This window comes from Micromonospora sp. ATLC20 (genome assembly GCF_057196585.1).
The window spans coordinates 1-19,789 of record NZ_JBXUOV010000108.1 but is presented as its reverse complement, the minus strand read 5'-3'; the positions used below and the strand labels follow the sequence as shown (position 1 = coordinate 19,789).

20 protein-coding genes are annotated in these 19,789 nt (G+C 72.9%); 13 read left to right on the top strand and 7 right to left on the bottom strand.

All coding sequences use genetic code 11. The features are described from left to right. Positions 1–207 precede the first annotated feature (207 nt). Positions 208–1,137 carry a serine protein kinase RIO gene (locus AC2CHG_RS20945; RefSeq protein ID WP_355512672.1) on the top strand — a complete coding sequence of 310 codons (930 nt, stop codon included), beginning with the start codon at positions 208–210 and terminating at the stop codon, positions 1,135–1,137. Positions 1,138–1,299: 162 nt separating this feature from the next. Here the strand turns inward: AC2CHG_RS20945 and AC2CHG_RS20940 are convergent, their stop codons facing one another. Then, positions 1,300–1,548 carry a DUF2630 family protein gene (locus tag AC2CHG_RS20940; protein WP_013287422.1) on the bottom strand — a complete coding sequence of 83 codons (249 nt, stop codon included), beginning with the start codon at positions 1,546–1,548 and terminating at the stop codon, positions 1,300–1,302. A gap of 311 nt (positions 1,549–1,859) precedes the next feature. On the opposite strand from AC2CHG_RS20940, the gene AC2CHG_RS20935 reads away from it, so the two are divergent. The 8 genes from AC2CHG_RS20935 to AC2CHG_RS20900 all read left to right on the top strand — a co-directional run bounded on the left by AC2CHG_RS20935 (position 1,860) and on the right by AC2CHG_RS20900 (position 10,164). After that, a complete protein-coding gene (locus tag AC2CHG_RS20935) occupies positions 1,860–3,197 on the top strand; it encodes a cytochrome P450 (protein WP_262014431.1) in 1,338 nt (445 codons plus the stop codon). Next, positions 3,194–4,069, top strand: coding sequence for a terpene synthase family protein (locus AC2CHG_RS20930; protein WP_355514275.1), 876 nt, complete (start codon positions 3,194–3,196; stop codon positions 4,067–4,069). Before AC2CHG_RS20935 ends, AC2CHG_RS20930 begins: the two co-directional genes overlap by 4 nt. Then, entirely contained in the window at positions 4,066–5,625 is a 1,560-nt protein-coding gene (locus tag AC2CHG_RS20925; protein WP_484525395.1) for a prenyltransferase/squalene oxidase repeat-containing protein, read from the top strand. Before AC2CHG_RS20930 ends, AC2CHG_RS20925 begins: the two co-directional genes overlap by 4 nt. 80 nt (positions 5,626–5,705) lie before the next feature. After that, on the top strand, positions 5,706–8,186 hold the full coding sequence (locus AC2CHG_RS20920) for a sensor histidine kinase (protein WP_484525394.1): 2,481 nt from the start codon (positions 5,706–5,708) through the stop codon (positions 8,184–8,186). Between the two features lie 66 nt (positions 8,187–8,252). Beyond that, the gene (locus tag AC2CHG_RS20915; RefSeq protein ID WP_262014396.1) at positions 8,253–8,678 is read left to right on the top strand and encodes a roadblock/LC7 domain-containing protein; all 426 of its coding nucleotides are present in this window, start codon (positions 8,253–8,255) and stop codon (positions 8,676–8,678) included. Beyond that, positions 8,675–9,064, top strand: a complete 390-nt coding sequence (locus AC2CHG_RS20910; protein WP_013287416.1) for a DUF742 domain-containing protein — start codon at positions 8,675–8,677, stop codon at positions 9,062–9,064. The genes AC2CHG_RS20915 and AC2CHG_RS20910 overlap by 4 nt, the downstream gene beginning before the upstream one ends. Next, positions 9,045–9,653, top strand: coding sequence for a GTP-binding protein (locus AC2CHG_RS20905; RefSeq protein ID WP_013287415.1), 609 nt, complete (start codon positions 9,045–9,047; stop codon positions 9,651–9,653). The genes AC2CHG_RS20910 and AC2CHG_RS20905 overlap by 20 nt, the downstream gene beginning before the upstream one ends. 193 nt (positions 9,654–9,846) lie before the next feature. Continuing rightward, positions 9,847–10,164, top strand: a complete 318-nt coding sequence (locus tag AC2CHG_RS20900) for a GNAT family N-acetyltransferase (protein ID WP_484525393.1) — start codon at positions 9,847–9,849, stop codon at positions 10,162–10,164. 6 nt (positions 10,165–10,170) lie between these two features. Here the strand turns inward: AC2CHG_RS20900 and AC2CHG_RS20895 are convergent, their stop codons facing one another. Next, entirely contained in the window at positions 10,171–11,019 is an 849-nt protein-coding gene (locus AC2CHG_RS20895; protein ID WP_355514265.1) for a LysR family transcriptional regulator, read from the bottom strand. 95 nt (positions 11,020–11,114) lie between these two features. Between AC2CHG_RS20895 and AC2CHG_RS20890 the strand changes: the two genes are divergently transcribed. After that, positions 11,115–11,846, top strand: coding sequence for an SDR family oxidoreductase (locus AC2CHG_RS20890; protein ID WP_357209338.1), 732 nt, complete (start codon positions 11,115–11,117; stop codon positions 11,844–11,846). Positions 11,847–12,084: 238 nt separating this feature from the next. Here the strand turns inward: AC2CHG_RS20890 and AC2CHG_RS20885 are convergent, their stop codons facing one another. Then, positions 12,085–12,864, bottom strand: coding sequence for a hypothetical protein (locus tag AC2CHG_RS20885; protein WP_262014392.1), 780 nt, complete (start codon positions 12,862–12,864; stop codon positions 12,085–12,087). Positions 12,865–12,941: 77 nt separating this feature from the next. Beyond that, positions 12,942–13,412: a YfbM family protein gene (locus AC2CHG_RS20880; protein WP_262014391.1), complete on the bottom strand. Its 471-nt coding sequence runs from the start codon at positions 13,410–13,412 to the stop codon at positions 12,942–12,944. An 85-nt stretch (positions 13,413–13,497) separates the two neighbouring features. Between AC2CHG_RS20880 and AC2CHG_RS20875 the strand changes: the two genes are divergently transcribed. Further along, positions 13,498–13,902: an SRPBCC family protein gene (locus tag AC2CHG_RS20875; RefSeq protein WP_262014390.1), complete on the top strand. Its 405-nt coding sequence runs from the start codon at positions 13,498–13,500 to the stop codon at positions 13,900–13,902. A 166-nt stretch (positions 13,903–14,068) separates the two neighbouring features. Here AC2CHG_RS20875 and AC2CHG_RS20870 read toward each other — a convergent pair whose 3' ends face one another. The 3 genes from AC2CHG_RS20870 to AC2CHG_RS20860 form a co-directional block, all read right to left on the bottom strand. Further along, complete coding sequence (locus AC2CHG_RS20870) at positions 14,069–14,275, bottom strand: hypothetical protein (protein ID WP_484525392.1); 207 nt, start codon at positions 14,273–14,275, stop codon at positions 14,069–14,071. Positions 14,276–14,358: 83 nt separating this feature from the next. Continuing rightward, a complete protein-coding gene (locus AC2CHG_RS20865; protein ID WP_262014388.1) occupies positions 14,359–15,315 on the bottom strand; it encodes a trypsin-like serine peptidase in 957 nt (318 codons plus the stop codon). Between the two features lie 262 nt (positions 15,316–15,577). After that, positions 15,578–18,433 carry an aconitate hydratase gene (locus AC2CHG_RS20860; RefSeq protein WP_484525391.1) on the bottom strand — a complete coding sequence of 952 codons (2,856 nt, stop codon included), beginning with the start codon at positions 18,431–18,433 and terminating at the stop codon, positions 15,578–15,580. Between the two features lie 156 nt (positions 18,434–18,589). Between AC2CHG_RS20860 and AC2CHG_RS20855 the strand changes: the two genes are divergently transcribed. Together AC2CHG_RS20855 and AC2CHG_RS20850 are read left to right on the top strand one after the other, a co-directional pair. Continuing rightward, positions 18,590–18,946: a VOC family protein gene (locus AC2CHG_RS20855; protein WP_262014386.1), complete on the top strand. Its 357-nt coding sequence runs from the start codon at positions 18,590–18,592 to the stop codon at positions 18,944–18,946. A 23-nt stretch (positions 18,947–18,969) separates the two neighbouring features. After that, on the top strand, positions 18,970–19,623 hold the full coding sequence (locus tag AC2CHG_RS20850; RefSeq protein WP_484525390.1) for a DedA family protein: 654 nt from the start codon (positions 18,970–18,972) through the stop codon (positions 19,621–19,623). Positions 19,624–19,789: the final 166 nt, after the last annotated feature.

The window sequence follows — 19,789 nt, the reverse complement described above, 5'->3', positions numbered from 1 at the left end:
CGGCGGCGCGGGCCGGCCGGCGGCGCGGCGGCACGGTGGCGCACCGCGCGGAAAATCCGTTGACCCGCCGCGGGCGGGACACGAGCATGGTGCCGCGCGAGTGCGCAGCCGGGTGTGCCCGGTCGAGGAGAGGGGGTCGGTCATGGCCGTTTTCGCAGGGTCGTACCACCTGCCTCCACCAGCCTCGATCGAAGGACAGATCCACCCGTGCGCGATCACGACATCCCGGCGCCGCAGCGCCGTGGCCGCGGCAAGAGCCGCTTCGACGACGACGAACCCGACTTCCTGAAGCGGGGGCGGCGTACCCCGCCGACCCTCACCGACCCGGACGCCGAGCCCGAGGCGGAGGACGCCTGGTCCTCCTGGGACCAGGCCGTCCACGGCCCCGAGCCGCATCCGGAGTGGCTGGTCACCGAACTGGCCGCCCGGGACACCGAGCTCGGGGTGCTCAAGACCGGCAAGGAGGCGGACGTCCACCTGGTCCGCCGTGCCGTGCCGGGTACCGACCGCGCCTGCCTGCTCGCGGTCAAGCGCTACCGCGACGCCCAGCACCGGCTGTTCCACCGCGACGCCGGTTACCTGGAGGGCCGCCGGGTACGCCGGTCCCGTGAGATGCGGGCGATGACCGGCCGTACCGCGTTCGGCCGGCAGATGATCGCCGGCCAGTGGGCGGCGGCCGAGTTCGCCGCGTTGTCCCAGCTCTGGGAGATCGGGGCCGCCTCCGGGCGGATCGCCGTGCCCTACCCGGTGCAGCTGCTCGGCACCGAGCTGATGCTGGAGTTCGTCGGCGACGCCGAGGCGGGGGAGGCCGCGCCGCGGCTGGCCCAGGTCCGGCCCGACGACGACGAGCTGCGCGACCTGTGGGACCAGCTCGTGGAGGCGTTGACGGTGCTCGCCCGGGCCGGCTACGCACACGGCGACCTGTCCCCGTACAACCTGCTGGTGCACGCGGGCCGGCTGGTGATGATCGACCTGCCCCAGGTGGTCGACGTGGTGGCGAACCCGCAGGGGGCCGACTTCCTGGCCCGCGACGTGCGGGTGGTGGCCGCCTGGTTCACCGCCCGCGGGATGCCCGCGACGGTGACCGACCCGGCGGCGCTGACCGAGGCGCTGCTGCGGGAGGCGGGCGTCCGCTGACCGGCCGGGGGGGGGGGGGGGGGGGGGGGGGGGGGGGCGGGGGGGGGGGGGGGGGGGGGGGGGGGGGCGCGCGCCCCCCCCGCCCCGCCCCCCCCCCCCCCCCCCCCCCCCCCCCCCCCCCCCCCCCCCGCCCCCCCCCCCCCCCCCCCCCCCCGGTCCGGGTCACTGGAGGTAGCGCTCGACCTCCGGCACCGGGCGTTCGCCCTGGGCGTCCGGGTCGCCGTGTGCCTGGCGGGCGGCCCGGCGACGGCGCAGCAGGTCCCAGCACTGGTCCAGGGACTCCTCCAGCGCGCGCAGCCGCTCCCGCGCCTCGTCGTCGGTGCCGGCCTCGTGCTGCTGCGCGTCGGCACGCAGCCGGTGCTCCTCGTCGACGAGTTCCGAGATCCGGCTCAGGATGGTCTTGTCGTCCATGCCCGAAGCTTGGCACAGCGGACGGGCCCGCGCCCGCGTTCTGCCGCCGTCCGTCAGAGGTGAGCGTTGCTCGCTCTCCGCAACGACCACTGTGTACGCGAGTGACGCATATCCCACGGGCTCCATTCTCGACAAAGAGATTGTTGTTACGTGAAATATCCTCCGACCTGCCTTTTGATCTGCGGCTCAGGATGGCATGCTCGCGAGCAACGTCACGGGTCGATACGGAGTCGCGACCCTGAGTCAACCGAGGGAGCGTTCAGGTGCCCGAACCGACGGACACACCGAGGCCCACCGGCCGACCCCGAACCGTGCCGCTGCGGCAGATCCTGCCGGCGGTGCTCCGCGACCCCGCCCGGGCACTCATCGACATCGGCAACCGTACCGAAGGTGAACTGGTCCGGCTCAACCTCGGCTCGTTCCGCCCCTACCTGGTCACCCACCCCAAGCACGTGCAGCACGTCCTGCGTGACCGGGCGGACAACTACGAACGGGCCGGTGACGGGCTGTTCTGGCGCCCGGTCAAGCGCCTGTTCGGCGAGGGGATCCTCGGCGAGGGGCAGATCTGGTCGGCCAGCCGCCGGATGCTCCAGCCGATGTTCACCGCCAAGCGGGTCGAGGCGCTGGTCGACGGGATGGCCGACGCCATCCGCGACGCGGTCGACGAGCTGGACGAGCCGGCCCGCGCCGGGCAGCCGGTCGACATCGGCGTGGAGCAGGCGCGCATCGTCAGCCGGGCGATCATGAAGGTGCTGTTCGCCGACCGGATCTCGGTGCCGGACGCGATGCGCGTGATCGAGGCGCAGGACCGGATCGCCACCGCCGTCATCCCCCGGATCATCGTGCCGTTCGCGCCGCTGTCCCTGCCGATGCCCGGCGACCGCACGTTCGCCCGTGCCGTCCGCATCGTCGACGACGTGCTGGTGCCGATCGTCCGCGAGACGCGGGAGTCCGCCGACCAGGGCGACGACGTCATCTCGACGCTCTGGCAGGCCCGCACCGACGACGGGCGGCAGCTCGACGAGCGGCAGGTCCGCAACGACACAGTGGCGATGTTCGCCGCCACCACGGAGACCACCATCAACGTGCTGACCTGGGCCTGGCCGCACCTGGACCAGCACCCCGAGGTGGCCGAGCGGCTCTACGCCGAGATCGACGAGGTGGTCGGCGGCGAGCCGGTACGCCGCGAGCACCTGAGCCGGCTCACGTACACCCGGATGGTGCTCGACGAGCTGCTGCGGCTCTATCCGATCGGGTGGATCATCCCGCGCCGCGCGGTCGCCGGGGACGTCATCGACGGCGTGCCGATCGAGCCCGGCGCCACGATGGCGGTCAGCCCGCTGATCACCCAGCGGATGCGGCAGTTCTGGGACCGCCCGGACGAGTTCGACCCGGAACGGTTCCGCCCCGAGCGCGTCCGCGCCCGCCACCGGTACGCCCACTTCCCGTTCGGCGGCGGGCCGCACCAGTGCCTCGGGATGTACCTGTTCTACCTGGAGGCCCAGCTCATCCTCGCCACCATGCTCAGCCGCTACCGCTTCCGGCTGCACCGCCCCGGCGTACCCGGACTGCGGCTGGCCGCGGCGCTGCGGCCACGCGAACGCGTCGAGCTGACGCTCGTCGCCGCCGGGCGGACGGAGCCGGCATGACCGACGGGCCGACACCCGATCCGCTGGCGGTCGCCGCCGAGCAGGGCCGGGTCTGCGCGCTCGCCGCGCAGGGCCAGCGCGGCCTGCGCAGGGCCGCCGCCGCGCACCCCGAGCTGTTCCCCGGCGACCCGTTCGACGCGACACTGTTCAGCAGCATCGCGCAGGCGATGGCGTTCAGCGCCCCCTGGCACACCGCCGCCGAACTCGCGGTGACCAACCGCGCGGTGCTGTGGGGCTTCGCCGTCGACTGGCTGGTCGACCACCAGGCCACCAGCCGGGCCGAGGTCGACCGGATCACCGCCGTCTGCCTGGACGTGCTCGACGGCGGCGAGTCCGCCGACCCGCTGGGCCGGTTCCTCGCCGAGCTGCGCGACGACGTCGCCGCCGCACCCGCCTATCCGGCGCTGCGCGGCCTCTGGCGCGACACGATGGCCCGCACGCTCGACGCGATGGCCCGCGAGTGGGACTGGCGGCACACCGGCCGTCCCACGCTCGCCGAATACCTCGCCAACGCCGACAACCTCGCCGCCACCGTGGTGAACGTGGCGCACTGGATCCACACCGGATCGGTGTCCGACGCCGCCACGCTGGCCCGGCTGATCGAGGTCGGCGACGAGGTCCAGCGGGCCCTGCGCCTGGTCAACGACCTCGGCACCCACCGCCGCGACGCCGAGTCCGGCGACCTCAACGCGCTGCTGCTCGTGGACGACCCGGCCGAGGTCGAGCGGCTCTTCGCCGAGCAGGTCGACCACTGCCGCGTCCTGCTGGCGAAGCTGGCCGGCGAGGTGCCGCGGGAGGCCGGCTTCCTGTCCCGGCAGCTCGGCTTCACCACCGGCTTCTACCGGAACACCGACTTCTGGGGCGTGCGGTGACGCTCACCGCCGGACCGGTGCCCGCCACCCGGTCCGGGACCACGCACGACCTGATCACCGCGCTCGACGGCGAACCGGAGGGGCAGACGTCACCGTCGGTCTACGAGACCGGACGGCTGGTCGCGCTCGCGCCCTGGCTCGACGGCCACGACCGGCGCGTGGCCTGGCTGCTGGACCGGCAGCGCCCGGACGGCGGCTGGGGCGGCCCCGGCGGGTACGCGCTGGTGCCGACGCTCAGCGCGGTCGAGGCCCTGCTCGCAGTGCTGCACCGCGACGGGCCGTCCGCCGCGCCCGCCGACGCCGCGCGCCGGGGACTGACGTACCTGACCGGCGCGCTGCGCGACGGCACCCCGCCGGACCTGCCGGCCACCGACCTGATCGTGCCGGCGCTGCTCACCGCAGTGGACCGGCACCTCGACGGCCCGGCCGGGCCGCCACCCGGGCTGGCCGAGTGGGCCGGCCGGCCCCGCCTGCCGCTGCCGGCCGGTCTCGACCCGGCCCGCCTGACCCGGGTACGCGGACTGCTCGCCACCGGACGGCCGGTGCCGGAGAAGCTGGCGCACGCGCTGGAGGTGGCGGGGGAGCTGGCGTACCGGGCGCCCGGCGTGCGCCCCTCGGCCAGCGGCGCGGTCGGCGCCTCACCGGCCGCCACCGCCGCCTGGCTGGGCGGCCCGGAACCCGGCCCCGCGCTGGACTACCTGAACGCTGTGTCCCGGCCCGGCCCGGTTCCCTGCGCGAGCCCGATCACCGTGTTCGAGCGGGCCTGGGTGCTCGGCATCCTGGTCCGCGCCGGCGTGCCGGTCGGCACGCCCGAGCCGGTGCTGACCGAGCTGCGCGCCGCGGTCGAACCGTCCGGCGCGGCCACCGCGCCCGGCCTGCCCGCCGACGCCGACACCACGGCGGTCACGCTCTACGCGCTGGCCCGGCTCGGCCGCGCACCCGGCGTCGCGGCGCTGGACGGGTTCGACACCGGAGCGCACTTCTGCACCTGGCCGGGGGAGGACGGCGCCTCGCTGACCACCAACGCGCACGTGCTCGACGCGCTCGGCGAGCATCCGAGCGCACCCGGCGTCACCGGAGCCCGGCGCCGGGTCACCGAGTGGCTGCTGGAACGGCAGGAGCCGGACGGGCGGTGGGAGGACCGCTGGCACGCCTCGCCGTACTACGCCACGTACGCGGTGCTGCTGGCGCTGGCCGACCACGCGCCGGACGGCGCGGCGCGTACCGCCGTCGAGCGCGGGGTGGCCTGGCTGCTGGACACGCAGCGCCCGGACGGCTCCTGGGGACGGTGGGACGGCACCGCCGAGGAGACCGCGTACGGGGTGCTCGCCCTGGCCGACGCGGGCCGGCCCGGTGACCCCCGGATCACGTCGGCGCTGGCGCGGGGGCGTCGTCGACTGTCCGAGCTGGACGGATGCGACGGTGAACCGGCACTATGGCACGACAAGGACCTCTACCGCCCGACGCGGATCGTGCGCGCCGCGGTGCTGGCGGCCTCCGGCCGTGCCGGGGCGACCCGGACCGGGGCCGCACCTACCATGATCAGGATCGCTTGAATGAGGTTCACGACGGCTGCTAGCGTGCGCCGGAGTCGATCGGATTTCGGACCGACCGAAGACCGGGCCAGGACGGTGTGATGGGTTCCCGCAGTACGAATCTCCGTACGAAGATCATCGCGCTGCTGGCGTCGCTGACCGCGCTCTGGGCGTTCGCCGCGTGGGTGACCGTACGGGACGGATTCAACCTGCTCGGCGTGCAGACGCTCAACGCGCGCGTCTTCGAGCCGAGCGACCCGCTGCTGCAGGAGTTGCAGGCCGAACGCCGGCTGTCGCTGCGCTACCTCGGTGAGTCCGACCCGAGCCGGCTGCAGGAGCTGGAGGCCCAGCGCGCGCGTACCGACGAGACCGCCGGCGCGCTGTGGCGCTCGGTGCGGGACTGGCGCACCGAGATCCCGGCCAGCGAGGAGCTGATGCAGCGGCTCGACGAGCTGAAGACCGAACTGGACCAGCTCGGCCAGATCCGCGCCGACGTCAGCCGCAAGACCATCGACCGGACCACCACGCTCATCGCGTACGACGAGGCGGTCGACGGGATCTTCGCGGTCTTCGACGCCCTCGGCGGCCTCGACGACGACGAGATCGCCAAGGACACCGCCGCGCTGATCGACCTCAACCGGTCCCGGGAACTGCTGTCCCAACAGGACGCGCTGCTCACCGGCGCGATCGCGGCCAACCGGATCACCGTCGGCGAGCAGACCGCGTTCGCCCGCCTGGTCGGCGCGCAGTGGTTCCTCGCCGACCGCACCGCCCGCGAACTCGCCCCCGGCGACCGTGCCCGCTTCGAGCGGATGGTCGAGGGCGAGGCGTTCCAGCAGCTCCGCACGCTCCAGGACCAGGTGCTCGCGGCCAAGGGCGCCGAGGTGCGCCCGCCGGTGACCGCCGCGGCGTGGCAGGCCGCCGCCGAGAAGGCGATGGCCGACCTGCGCGAGGTGATCCTCGCCGGCGGTGAGGACATCGTGTCCCGGGCGATGCCGGTCGCGATCGGCGTCATCGTACGGCTGGTGCTCGCCGCCGGCCTCGGCCTGATCGCCGTCATCGCCTCCGTGGTCGTCTCGATCACCACGGCCCGGGCGCTCGTCCGCCAGCTCGAACGGCTCCGCGAGGCCGCCTTCAAGCTGGCCCACGAACGCCTGCCGAGCGTGGTGGACCGGCTGGGCCGCGGCGAGGAGGTGGACGTCGCCCGCGAGGCGCCACCCCTGCAGTTCGGCGACGACGAGATCGGCCAGGTGGGCAAGGCGTTCAACGTCGTGCAGGAGACCGCCGTCCGCACCGCCGTCGAGCAGGCCGAGCTGCGCCGCAGCGTCCGCGACGTGTTCCTGAGCCTGGCCCGGCGCACCCAGGCGCTCGTGCACCGGCAGCTGACGCTGCTGGACGCGATGGAACGGCGCGAGCACGACGCCGAGGAGCTGGAGGACCTGTTCCGGGTCGACCACCTGGCCACCCGGATGCGGCGTAACGCGGAGAACCTGATCGTGCTCTCCGGCTCGACGCCGGGCCGAGCCTGGCGGCGTAACGTCCCCATGGTCGACGTGGTGCGCGGCGCGGTCGCCGAGGTCGAGGACTACACCCGGGTCACCGTGCGCCCGCTCGGCGAGGTGTCGCTCACCGGCCGTGCCGTCGGTGACGTGATCCACCTGCTGGCCGAGCTGATCGAGAACGGACTCTCGTTCTCCCCGCCGCAGACCACAGTGGAGGTACGCGGTCAGCTGGTGGCGAACGGCTTCGCCATCGAGATCGAGGACCGCGGTCTCGGCATGAGCGCCGACGAGCTGGCCGCCGCCAACGCGCGCATCGTGGACCGGTCCGAGCTGAACCTCGCCGACGCCGCCCGGCTCGGCCTGTTCGTGGTCAGCCGGCTCACCGAGCGGCACGGCGTCAAGGTGCAGCTCAAGGAGTCCGCGTACGGCGGGACCACGGCGGTGGTGCTCATCCCGCGTGAACTGATCACCGCCGACGGCGCCGACGGGGCCGACGCCCTTCCCGCACCCGGGACGGCCCTGCCCGCGGCACCCGCGCCGGACCCGGTGCGGAGCACGCCGGCCGGCGACGGACCGGCGACCCCGTCCGGCCCGGACGGTGCCGCCGAACCGGACCAGCCGGCCGAGCCCGCCCCGCAGGTGCCGGAGCCGGTGACGCGGGCGCCCCGGCTGACCCCGTCCGGGCTGCCCGCGCGTACCCGCAAGCGGCAGCCCGCGGTGGCGGGGCCCACCACGGAGCTGGCAGTGGTGGAGCGGCGGCCAGCCGGCACGACGGACGCGGCAGAGGCGTCGCCGGCGACGGAGCCGGAGACCGAGGCGGAGACGGCGCCGGTCACCGACGCGGGACTGCCGGTCCGGGTACGCCAGGCCAGCCTCGTGCCGGAGCTGCGGCACGACCAGAACGCGGCGGACGACGACGCCGCCGACGACGACACGGCGCGTGCACCGGAGCAGGTGCGCCGGATGATGAGCTCCTACCAGAGCGGCACCCGCCGCGGCCGTACCGATGCCGCGCGCCTGCTCGGCGGAGCGCAGGGGGCCGGCGGTGGGCCGGCCGACGCGGACGAGCAGGTTACCTGACCGGGACGTCGACGCGACGGAAACCGGAAGCTGACGGCACACCAGCCGGGAAGATGAGGACGACGAGTGGCGCAGAAGACGGCTTCGAGCGCGGATCTGACGTGGCTGCTGGATGACCTGGTCGGCCGGGTCAAGCAGGCGGAGCACGCCGTGGCGCTCTCCACCGACGGACTGTTGATGGCCTCGTCCCGCGGATTGAGCCGGGACGACGGCGAGCACCTGGCGGCGATGGCGGCGGGCATCCAGAGCCTGGCACGCGGCGCGGGCAAGCGATTCGGTGGCGGACAGGTACAGCAGACCATCATCGAGATGCAGTCCTCCTTCCTGTTCGTCACCGCGGCCGGGCGCAACGCCTGCCTGGCGGTGCTGGCCTCGGAGGACGCGGACGTCGGCCTGATCGCGTACGAGATGGCCATGCTCGTCACCCGGGTCGGCCGGTTCGTCGCGTCACCGACCCGGGAACAGCCCCTCGGCGAGAACGCGGCACTATGACCGGCCGGGGGGACTCCGCGGAGCAGGAGTGGGTGGACGACCACGCCGGCCCGGTGGTGCGCCCGTACGCGGTGACCGGAGGCCGGGCCCGCCCGGTCACCGGCACGTTCGACCTGATCTCGCTGGTCACCTCGACCCGCACCGATGTCGGGTCGGAGTCCGGGCTGGGCCCGGAGCACGTGGCGATCGTCGGCCTCTGCCAGCGGATCCTCTCCGTGGCCGAGATCGCCGCCCATCTCGACCTGCCGGTGGGCACGGTCCGGGTCCTCCTCGGAGACCTGGCCGCCCGCAGCCTGGTACAGGTACGCGAGCCGCGCGCGACCACCGCCGGCCTTCCCGACGAGCACGTTTTCGAGGCGGTAATCAATGGACTACGGGCGCTCTGAGCGGCCGGCGGGCGCCGCGCCGCTGCCCACCGCGATCAAGATCCTGATCGCGGGCGGGTTCGGCGTCGGCAAGACCACAATGGTCGGCGCGGTCAGCGAGACCCGGCCGCTGCGCACCGAGGAGGTGCTGACCGAGACCGGGATCGGCATCGACGACCTGTCCGGCATCGAGGAGAAGTCGACCACCACGGTGGCGATGGACTTCGGCCGCATCACCATCAGCGACGACCTGGTGCTCTACCTGTTCGGCACGCCCGGGCAGGACCGGTTCTGGTTCGTCTGGGACGAGCTGGCGCTCGGCGCGCTCGGTGCGGTGGTGCTCGCCGACACCCGCCGGCTGGCTGACTGCTTCCCGTCGATCGACTACTTCGAGGGGCGCGGTACGCCGTTCGTGGTGGCGGTGAACTGCTTCGAGGGCGCCAAGACGTTCCGTCTCGACGAGGTGCAGGCCGCGCTCGACCTGGACCCGGGCGTACCGGTGGTGCTGTGCGACGCACGCAAGCGGGAGTCGGCCAAGGAGGTGCTGATCACGCTGCTGGAGCACGCCATGAAGCTGCGGGAGGCGCGCCGCCGCGCCGCCGAGGACTGAACTGTCACACATCGACGGGGGAGTGGCGATGACCGAGGTGACGGTCCGGGCGATGAACCCGGACGAGTTCGACAGATGGCAGGACGAGCTGGCCGCCGGGTACGCGCGGGAGCACGTCACGGCCGGCAACTAGACGCCCGAGGAGGCGCTCGACCGGGCCCGGGAGGCCACCGCCGGCTTCCTGCCGCAGGGCATGGCCACGCCCGGCATGCTGTTCCTGGTCGGCGAACTGGCCGACGGCTCACCGGTCGGCTGGCTGTGGATCGGCCTGAGCCACCCGCGCGGTCTCGCCGACTGCGCATTCCTCTACGACATCGAGGTGGCCGCCGGGCACCGGGGCCGGGGCCTCGGGCGGGCGCTGCTCGCGGCCGGGGAGCGGGCGGCCCGGGAGCACGGCGCCCGGGCGCTGGAGCTGAACGTCTTCGGCGCCAACGAGACGGCACGCAAGCTGTACGAGAGGTCCGGCTACCGGGTCGTCACCCAGCAGATGCGCAAGGATCTGCCCGCCTAGGAGCGGTCAGAGGCGGGTGGCGGTCCGGATCAGGGCGGCGAGTGGCCGGGACCGGCTGTGCGGCGGCCACGCGATCACCGTGGTCACCGCCGGGGCGTCCGGCACCGGCACGGCGGCCAGGTCGGCGAGCAGCAGCGACCGGACCGACTCCGGCAGCACCACCGCGGTGCGGCCGAGCGCGATGAGCTGGAACAACTGGGCGTGGTCCCGGACCTCGGGGCCCGGACCGTCCGGGTACGACCCGTCGGCCCGAGGCCAGCGCGGCATCGGCAGGCCGGGCAGCGTCTCCACCTCGGCCATCAGCAGGTGCGGCCGCCGAGCCAGCGGATGTCCGGCCGGCAGGACCGCCACCTGCTGCTCGGTGACCAGTTCCTCGGTGTCCAGCCCCGTGGTCGAGTCGAACGGCAGGTGCAGCAGCGCCACGTCGGCCCGCCCGTCGCGCAGCAGCCGTTCCTGCTCGCCGATGCCGCACAGCAGCACCTCGACGGGGACCGCGTCCGGCTCGGCCGCGTACGCGTCGAGCAGTTTCGGCAGCAGCTCGCTCGATGCACCCGCCTTCGTCGCCAGCACCAGCCCGGGGCCGCCGTTCGCGGCCTCACCGGCGCGGCGGGTACGGCGGTCGGCGGCGTCCACGGCGTCCAGGGCGGCCCGGCCCTCCCGTAGCAGCACCGCACCTGCGGCGGTGAGCGCGACGCGGCGGCTGTCCCGTTCCAGCAGCGTCACGCCGAGGCGCCGTTCGAGCTGGCGGATCGCCCGCGACAGCGGCGGCTGGGCGATGCCGAGGCGGCGCGCGGCGCGGCCGAAGTGCAGTTCCTCGGCGACCGCGACGAAGTAGCGAAGCTCCCGCGTCTCCATCCCGCCACCGTACCGCCGGATCGATACCCGTCGGGTATCGCTCGCTACCGAGGTGGTGTTGGAGGCCCGAACGCCGCGCGGACAGGATCGAGACCATGAGCGAACGGACGACCGCGCTGGTGACCGGCGCGAACAAGGGAATCGGGTACGAGATCGCGGTCGGCCTGGGCGCGCTGGGCTGGCGGGTGGGCGTCGGCGCCCGGGACGAGCAGCGGCTCGCCGAGGCGGTGGCGAAGCTGCGGGCGGGCGGCGTGGACGCGTTCGGCGTACCGCTGGACGTCACCGACGACGCGAGCGTGACCGCCGCCGCCCGGCTGCTGGAGACGGAGGCCGGCGGGCTGGACGTGCTCGTCAACAACGCGGGCGTGACAGGCGGCGTGCCCCAGCACCCGGGGGACGTGGACCTCGCGACCATCCGGACCGCGGTCGAGGTGAACGTGATCGGCGTGGTCCGGGTGACCGAGGCGATGCTGCCGTTGCTGCGCCGCTCGGCCTCGCCCCGGATCGTCAACATGTCCAGTGGCGTCGGCTCGCTGACTCGGCAGAGCGCCTCGGAGGGCGAACATCAGACCGGGCCGCTGTCGGTGGCGTACTCGCCGTCGAAGAGCATGCTCAACGCGGTGACGATCCAGTACGCGCGGGCGCTCGCCGGCACGGGCATTCTGATCAACGCCGCCTGCCCGGGTTTCACCGCGACCGACCTCAACGGCTTCCGGGGCGTGCGGACCCCGCAACAGGGCGCGGCGATCGGAATCCGGCTGGCGACGCTGCCGGACGACGGGCCGACCGGCGGCTACTTCGAGGACGCGGGCGTGATCCCGTGGTGACTCCGGGCAGCGAGCGGCGACGGCGCTCGGCCGGACCTGTGCTCTTCTAGACGTGACTGAGCGTGACGCTCACGGCGGGACATATTGCTGTCGAGCGGTATATCTCAGAGTCATAACTATGACTCTGAGGTATACCGTCTCAGGTGGACGTCACTTCCCCGGACGACACGCCCGGACATGCGGTGGTCCGTCAGAGCGCGGTGCGGACTCGCGCGGGCCGGCTGGCGAGGGTGGCCCGTCAGCACCACATGACCGGGTTGCCGGTCGCCACCGACGCCGCGCACAGCCGGCGCAGCGGCTCCACGATGTAGGCGAAGTCGCCGCCCGACCGGCTCCGGGTCCGTACCGCGAGCCGTTCGGGCGGCGGCTCGCCGTGCTCGCCCACCGGCCGCATCGCCACCACCGTCCGCGTCCCGCCGGCGGTCAACTCCACCCGGTCGCCGGGCAGCGGCCGCTGGCCGAACCGCACGGCCCGGAACAGCGTCACCGGCGGGTCGGCGCGGTCGAGGACGAAGAAACCGTCCGGATCGACGCCCGCCTGAAAGGCCGGGCCGAACATGAACAACCCGCGGTAGGCCTCGACGTACTGCATCACGACCGCGCCGGTCGCCTCGTCGATCAGCTCCACCTCGTCGGTGACCCGGTCGGCGCGTGCGAACGCGTCCAGTTCGGCGAGCGCGACCGCTGCCCGGTCGGCGGGCAGCGAGCCGCCGTTGAGGTCCGGCAACGCGGCGGCGAGCGTCGGGAAACGGTGCTCGCCGGCCGCGCGCAACGCCTGCTGGAACAGGCGTACGCCGGTCCAGTTGGACACGCACTCGCTGACCATCTCCATGTGCCGGTGCGGGCAGGCGTCTCCGGTCATCCACGCGTAGAAGGCGTTGTCGGCGGCCCCGTCGTACCCGCCGGCCTGCACCAGCGCGAGCCAGCCGTCCTCGTCGTAGCCGACCGGCCCGACCGGGCACGGCGTGGCGAGGCCGTCCTGCCAGCACCGGCAGTACACGAACGCGTCGAGTCCCACGCCGGCACGCTACCGGCGCCCGCCCGGCGCCGCGTGCCGGTTTCCGGCCGCTCAGGTGGCGCGCGCTGATCTGCGGCTCAGGTGACGGCGAGCAGCACTGCGTCTCCGCGCGCCGCCGCGTCGCGGTAGAAGTCGCGCAGTGCGGCGAAGTTCGGCAGCAGGTAGCTGTCGAACTCGTCGTCGCCGTCGTCCCAGATGTGCGGGTAGATCTCGGCCTCCGACATGGCCTCCGGGTCGAAGCGGGCCCGCAGCGTCGCGTCGTCCACCGCGTCGAGCCCGGCGGCCACGGCGCGCACGGCGTCCGGCATGAGCAGCCGGGCCGGGCCCATGCCGAGATCCGGCCCGATCGGGTCGCCGCCGACGATCGCCGGTCCGGCGTCGCCCCGGATCTCGTACGTGGTGCCGTTCAGCAGGTAGTGCAGGCCGTGCCACGCCTTGTCGAGGTCGAGCTCGTCCGGGCCACCCTGGAACACGGTGCCGACCTTCTCCGGGTCGGCGAGGACCGCCGCCAGCTCCTCGGCGGGCAGCCGGCGTGCGTTGAAGATCATGCCCATGGGGTTGCCTCTCGGGGGTGCCGGTGGGAATCGGCGGCAGCGTAGCGTGCGCGTGTGACAGCCATGGCACCATCGGCGCATGGCCACTGACACCCGGCACCTCAGCGTCCACATCGACCGCACGGTCGCGGATGTCTACGCCTTCGCCGCCGACCCGGCGAACCTGACCCGCTGGGCACCGGGCCTCGGCGGCTCGGTCGTGTCCCTCGACGGCCACTGGTTCGTGGACACACCCGAAGGGCGGGCGCGGCTGACCTTCGCACCGGCCAACGAGTACGGCGTGCTCGACCACGAGGTGCGGACGCCGTCGGGCGAGACGGTGTACGTGCCGTTGCGCGCCATCGCCGACGGCGACGCCACCGAGGTGGTGTTCAGCCTGCGGCGGATGCCCGGCATGAGCGACACGGACTTCGACCGGGACACCGCGCTCGTGGAGGCGGACCTGGCCCGGCTCAAGGCCGTACTGGAGAGCGCCGCCGGCTGACCGGCGCGCGTGGTTACTCCGGCGCGCATGTTCGCTGAACTGGGAATTGCGGCCGGGCTCGGCCGGAGATCGTGAGCGGGAGGGAATTCGGCGCACCTGTGCGCCGGCGTTCGAATCCGGCAGGCGCAATCCGGCTCACGCAATCCGGCGCACGCAATTCGGTGATTCAGTCGCCGATCGCGTCCCGCATTCGTTCCCTCGTCCAGTATTCGGACGGGTCGGTGGCGCCCGGGCTCGGATTGTGCGTCGCGACCACCGGGCCGGGCGGCGCCGGTCGCGCCCCGCCGCCGTCGCGCGCCGCGAGGACCACGACGGCCCCGGTGACGGCGAGCGCCGCGACGGCGGCCGCGCCGAGCAGCACACGATGTGACATGTCGCCTCCTCCGGGGCCGGGTGCCGGTCTGACTGGCGCCGGTCCGCCTGGTGCGCCGGGCGGCACACCAGGCGGACCGTCGTTCACCAGGTGTCGTTCGCGTACGTGTTGTAGAGCGTCCCCACCACCGCGGCGGAGAAGTACGGCGAGCCGTTCGTGTTCGAGCCGCTCGAGTAGCTCATCACCCCGTGCACGTCACCACGTCTGGTGGTGTTGTCGTAGCTGTAGTACCACGGGCCGCCGCTCGAACCGCCCCCGAAGCCGCAGTTCATCTCGATCCGATTGCTGCCCGCGTCCCTCGACGTGCCCGAGCAGACCCACTGGATCTCGCCGCTGTCCTTGTTGCTCGGGTAGCCGAAGATGTCGTAGTGGTACTCGCGGCCACCGCCGGTGAGCAGCCCGTTGGCCCCGACCGCGTCCACGATCGACCGGCTGCCGTAGACGAGCGCGACCGCCACGTCGTACTGCCGCTCACGGGTGCTGATCCAGCCGCTCGGCACCGCCAGCGTGGACCAGTCCCAGGTGCCGTACGGCTGCGCGCCGTTGCGGTACGACGGCACGAACATCCAGTTCGCGGTGTGCCAGTCCCGGCCCGGCCCGTCGTGCACGCAGTGCGCGGCGGTGAACACCATGTTGCGCGCCGGGCTGTTCACCACGCTCGCCGAGCAGTAGTGGCCCAGGCCGTCGGTCGAGCTGGTGTAGAAGATCTTCCCCACCGTGATCGATTCGTTGAGCTGGGTGCCGAAGCCGCTGCCGTCCTTCGGCGCCACCGCCTCCGCGAAGCGCCGCACCCGCTCCGCCGCAGGGCTCCGGGTGACCGGGCCCGCGCCCTTCTCCACCTCGTCGGCGGGAGTGGCCGCCGCCATGCGCTCGGCCGTCCAGTACGCCCGGGCCTGCCCGGCCGACGACCCCGCCTTGCGCTCGATCGAGGTGACCGCGGCCGGAGCGGCGGTGCCGGACGTGGTGCCGGTGGCGGCCTGAGCCGGAGCGCCGGCGAGGATCGTCGGCAGGATCAGGATCGGCAACGCCAGAAGTCTCATCGACGTTTTCATGAATTCCTTCCCAGTCTTTCGATTTCCGTATCGAAAACTGGAGCGCCCCCGTGGTTCATCGCGATAGCGGAAACGTATCGACGGGCTTCGGGGCGTGTCAACGAATCATGGACGTCGATTCTGTGCAGTGTCGGATGTGCGATCGGCCCGCGGGAATTCCATCGAGTCGCAATTTGCAGGGTGGATGAGGTGCACGAATAGGGCCGCTCCCCGCCGGAGCGGGAAGCGGCCCTGTGTCAGCCGTACGGGATCAGCTGGCGATCATGCGGCGCAGCACGTACTGCAGGATGCCGCCGTGGCGGTAGTAGTCCGCCTCACCCGGGGTGTCGATGCGGACCACGGCGTCGAACTCCACGCCGGTGTCGGTGGTGACCTTCACCGTGCGCGGGGTGTCGCCGTCGTTGAGCGCGGTGACGCCGCTGATCGAGAACGTCTCCGTGCCGGTCAGGCCCAGCGACTCGGCGGTCTCGCCGCCCGGGAACTGCAGCGGCAGCACGCCCATGCCGATCAGGTTCGAGCGGTGGATCCGCTCGTACGACTCGGCGATGACCGCCTTCACGCCCAGCAGCATCGTGCCCTTCGCCGCCCAGTCACGCGACGAGCCGGAGCCGTACTCCTTGCCGGCCAGGATGACCAGCGGGACGCCCGCCTCCTGGTACGCCATCGAGGCGTCGTAGATCGAGGTCTGCTCGCCGGTCAGGTGGTTGACCGTGAAGCCGCCCTCGACACCCGGGACGAGCTGGTTGCGCAGCCGGATGTTGGCGAACGTGCCCCGGATCATCACCTCGTGGTTGCCCCGGCGGGAGCCGTACGAGTTGAACTCGTGCCGGGCCACGCCGTGCTCGGCCAGGTACTTGCCGGCGGGGGAGTCCGCCTTGATCGAACCGGCCGGGGAGATGTGGTCGGTGGTCACCGAGTCGCCCAGCTTGGCCAGCACCCGCGCGTCGGCGATGTCCTGCACCGGGGCCGGCTCCTGCTGCATGCCCTCGAAGTACGGGGGCTTGCGCACGTAGGTCGACTCGCCGTCCCAGGAGAACGTGTCACCGGTCGGGGTCGGCAGCGACTGCCAGCGCTCGTCACCGGCGAACACGTCGGCGTACGCGGCGCTGAAGCCGGTCGCGCCGATCGCGGAGGCGATGACGTCCTGGATCTCGGCGCTGTTCGGCCAGATCTCCCGCAGGAACACCGGGTTGCCCTGGGCGTCCTCACCGATCGGCTCGTTCGCCAGGTCGATGTCCATGGTGCCGGCGAGCGCGTACGCGACCACCAGCGGCGGGGACGCCAGGTAGTTCATCTTGACGTCCGGGTTGATCCGGCCCTCGAAGTTGCGGTTGCCGGACAGCACCGACACGACTGCGAGGTCACCGTCGTTGACGGCGGCGGAGACCTCCTCCGGCAGCGGGCCGGAGTTGCCGATGCAGGTGGTGCAGCCGTAGCCGACCAGGTTGAAGCCGAGCTTCTCCAGGTACGGGGTGAGGCCGGCGCGGTCGTAGTAGTCCATGACGACCTTCGAGCCCGGCGCCAGGGTGGTCTTCACCCACGGCTTGCGGGCCAGGCCCTTGTCCACCGCGTTGCGGGCCAGCAGCGCGGCACCGATCATGACCTGCGGGTTCGAGGTGTTAGTGCAGGAGGTGATCGCGGCGATCACCACGGCGCCGTGGTCCAGCTCGTACTCGACGCCGTCGGCGCCGGTCACGCGTACCGGATTGCTGGCCCGGCCGCCCGCGCCCACCGCGGCGGTCTCCAGGTCGCGCGGCGCGTCCGCCGGGTCGTTCACGCCGTTGGCGGGGGAGTCGCTGGCCGGGAACGACTCGGCCGACGCCTCGTCGGCCGGGCCGTCGGTGCCGAACGGCTTCTCCTGCTGCGGCACGCCCGGCTTGCGGCCCGGGTCGCCACCGGTCTCGTCGGCGGCCACGTAGTCGCTGAGCGCGGCGCGGAACAGCGTCTTGGCGCTACCGAGCGGCACCCGGTCCTGCGGGCGCTTCGGGCCGGCCAGCGACGGCTCGATGGTGCTGAGGTCCAGCTCCAGGCGCTCGGAGTACTCCGGCTCGCGCTCCGGGTCGTGCCAGAGGCCCTGCTCCTTGGCGTACGCCTCGACCAGCGCGACCTGAGCCGCGTCGCGGCCGGTCAGCTCCAGGTAGCGGACGGTCTCGGCGTCGATCGGGAAGATCGCCACGGTCGAGCCGTACTCCGGCGACATGTTGCCGATGGTGGCGCGGTTGGCAAGCGGCACCGCGCTCACGCCCGGGCCGTAGAACTCGACGAACTTGCCGACCACGCCGTGCTTGCGCAGCATCTCGGTGATGGTCAGCACCAGGTCGGTGGCGGTGGTGCCGGCCGGCATCTCACCGGAGAGCTTGAAGCCGACCACGCGGGGGATCAGCATGCTGACCGGCTGGCCGAGCATCGCGGCCTCGGCCTCGATGCCGCCGACGCCCCAGCCCAGCACGCCCAGGCCGTTGACCATCGTGGTGTGCGAGTCGGTGCCGACGACCGTGTCCGGGTACGCCTGGCCGTTGCGCTCCATGATCGTGCGGGCCAGGTACTCGATGTTGACCTGGTGCACGATGCCGGTGCCCGGCGGGACGACCTTGAACTCGTTGAACGCGGTCTGGCCCCAGCGTAGGAACTGGTAGCGCTCCTTGTTGCGCTCGTACTCCAGCTCGACGTTGCGCTCGAAGGCGTCCGCGCGGCCGAACAGGTCGGCGATGACCGAGTGGTCGATGACCAGCTCGGCCGGAGCGAGGGGGTTGACCTTGCTGGCGTCGCCGCCCAGGTCACGGACCGCCTCGCGCATGGTGGCCAGGTCGACCACGCAGGGCACGCCGGTGAAGTCCTGCATCAGCACCCGGGCCGGGGTGAACTGGATCTCCACGCTCGGGTCGGCGGTGGCGTCCCACGCGCCGAGCTGCTGGATGTGGTCAGCGGTGATGTTCGCGCCGTCCTCGGTCCGCAGCAGGTTCTCCAGCAGGATCTTCAAGCTGTAGGGCAGTCGTTCGTGGCCCTCCACCTTGTCGATCCTGAAAATCTCGTAGCTCGCGTCTCCGACGCGTAGCTGGGTCTTCGCACCGAAGGTGTCGAGGCTCGCCACGTCGTACTCCTTCACACCAGCGACCGTGAGTAGTCCTGAGCAGTTTGTCGCACCGACCGGGGCGCTGCCGTGCTTAGGCAACACTTACCTGCGTCGGTCTCAACAAAACCGTACGTCCGTCTTGCTATTCGTGCAACCTCGTGCCACGCTGCGGGACGAGGAGGTGCCCCCATGATCCATCACGTCCTGCTCGCCTGCCCCCGCGGCTCCGAGGACGCGTCCCGCTCCTTCTACACCGGCCTGCTCGGCCTCACCGAGAAGCCCAAACCCCCGGCCCTCGCCGCCCGCGGTGGTTGCTGGTTCACCGGGTACGACACCGAGCTCCACCTGGGCGTCGAGGACGACTTCCGCCCTGCCCGCAAGGCGCACCCCGCGTTGCTGCGCCCCGACCTGGACGAGCTGGCCGCCCGCCTGGACGCCGCCGGACACACCGTGACCTGGGGCGACGACGAGATTCCCGGCATGCGGCGGTTCCACACGTACGACCCGCACGGCAACCGGCTGGAGTTCCTGGCCCCCGCGGGGTGACCGGGCGCGGGTAGGGTCGGCAGGTGGTCGACGTACAGCACTGGCTCGCCGCCCTCCCACCGGGCCTCATCTGCCTGCTCGTGGGCGTGGTGATCGGCGTGGAGAGCATGGGCATCCCGCTGCCCGGCGAGATCGTGCTGGTCAGCGCCGCACTGCTCGCCGCCACCGGCGCCGTCGGGCCCGAGTGGGTGGCCGCCGCCGCGGCCACCGGCGCCATCCTCGGCGACTCCATCGGGTACGCCGTGGGCCGGCGCGGAGGTCGCCCACTGCTGGAACGGCTCGGCCGGCGCTTCCCGAAACACCTCGGTCCGGCACACCTGGCCCGCGCCGAGCTGAGCTTCGCCCGGCACGGCGTCTGGGCGGTGTTCTTCGGGCGGTTCGTCGCGCTGCTGCGCATCCTCGCCGGCCCGCTGGCCGGGGCGCTGCGCGTGCCGTACCGCCGGTTCCTGGTCGCGAACGCCGCGGGCGGGCTGGTGTGGGCGTTCGGCACCACCTACCTGTTGTTCTACGTGGGGCAGGCCGCGGAGCACTGGCTCAAGGACATCTCCTGGGCCGGGCTGGTGCTGGCCGTGCTGGCCGGCGTGGTGAGCACCGCGTGGCTGCGCCGCCGCGCCAAGCGCCTGCACGTGCCCGAGCCTTCCGACCAGCCCGCCCCGGTCCCCGCCGCCGACCGCTGACCCCTTACTCCCCACCTCACCCGAGGCGGACGACCCAGTCCAGCGCTTCCAGGACATCACCGGACAGGGCCGCACCGCCGCACCGCGCTCTCCCTAGCGCCGTTCCGCCCCCGCCCCCGCCCCCGCCCCGCCCCGCCCTCGCGCCGCCCCGCCCCTCCCGCCGGCC

Bases quoted from the DNA above. Each gene is read 5' to 3' on its own strand.
- AC2CHG_RS20870 (WP_484525392.1), bottom strand. From the start codon at position 14,275: ATGTCACATCGTGTGCTGCTCGGCGCGGCCGCCGTCGCGGCGCTCGCC.
- AC2CHG_RS20900 (WP_484525393.1), top strand. From the start codon at position 9,847: ATGGCCACGCCCGGCATGCTGTTCCTGGTCGGCGAACTGGCCGACGGC.
- AC2CHG_RS20940 (WP_013287422.1), bottom strand. From the start codon at position 1,548: ATGGACGACAAGACCATCCTGAGCCGGATCTCGGAACTCGTCGACGAG.
- AC2CHG_RS20865 (WP_262014388.1), bottom strand. From the start codon at position 15,315: ATGAGACTTCTGGCGTTGCCGATCCTGATCCTGCCGACGATCCTCGCC.
- AC2CHG_RS20890 (WP_357209338.1), top strand. From the start codon at position 11,115: ATGAGCGAACGGACGACCGCGCTGGTGACCGGCGCGAACAAGGGAATC.
- AC2CHG_RS20855 (WP_262014386.1), top strand. From the start codon at position 18,590: ATGATCCATCACGTCCTGCTCGCCTGCCCCCGCGGCTCCGAGGACGCG.
- AC2CHG_RS20880 (WP_262014391.1), bottom strand. From the start codon at position 13,412: ATGATCTTCAACGCACGCCGGCTGCCCGCCGAGGAGCTGGCGGCGGTC.
- AC2CHG_RS20875 (WP_262014390.1), top strand. From the start codon at position 13,498: ATGGCCACTGACACCCGGCACCTCAGCGTCCACATCGACCGCACGGTC.
- AC2CHG_RS20905 (WP_013287415.1), top strand. From the start codon at position 9,045: ATGGACTACGGGCGCTCTGAGCGGCCGGCGGGCGCCGCGCCGCTGCCC.
- AC2CHG_RS20920 (WP_484525394.1), top strand. From the start codon at position 5,706: ATGGGTTCCCGCAGTACGAATCTCCGTACGAAGATCATCGCGCTGCTG.
- AC2CHG_RS20910 (WP_013287416.1), top strand. From the start codon at position 8,675: ATGACCGGCCGGGGGGACTCCGCGGAGCAGGAGTGGGTGGACGACCAC.
- AC2CHG_RS20895 (WP_355514265.1), bottom strand. From the start codon at position 11,019: ATGGAGACGCGGGAGCTTCGCTACTTCGTCGCGGTCGCCGAGGAACTG.
- AC2CHG_RS20930 (WP_355514275.1), top strand. From the start codon at position 3,194: ATGACCGACGGGCCGACACCCGATCCGCTGGCGGTCGCCGCCGAGCAG.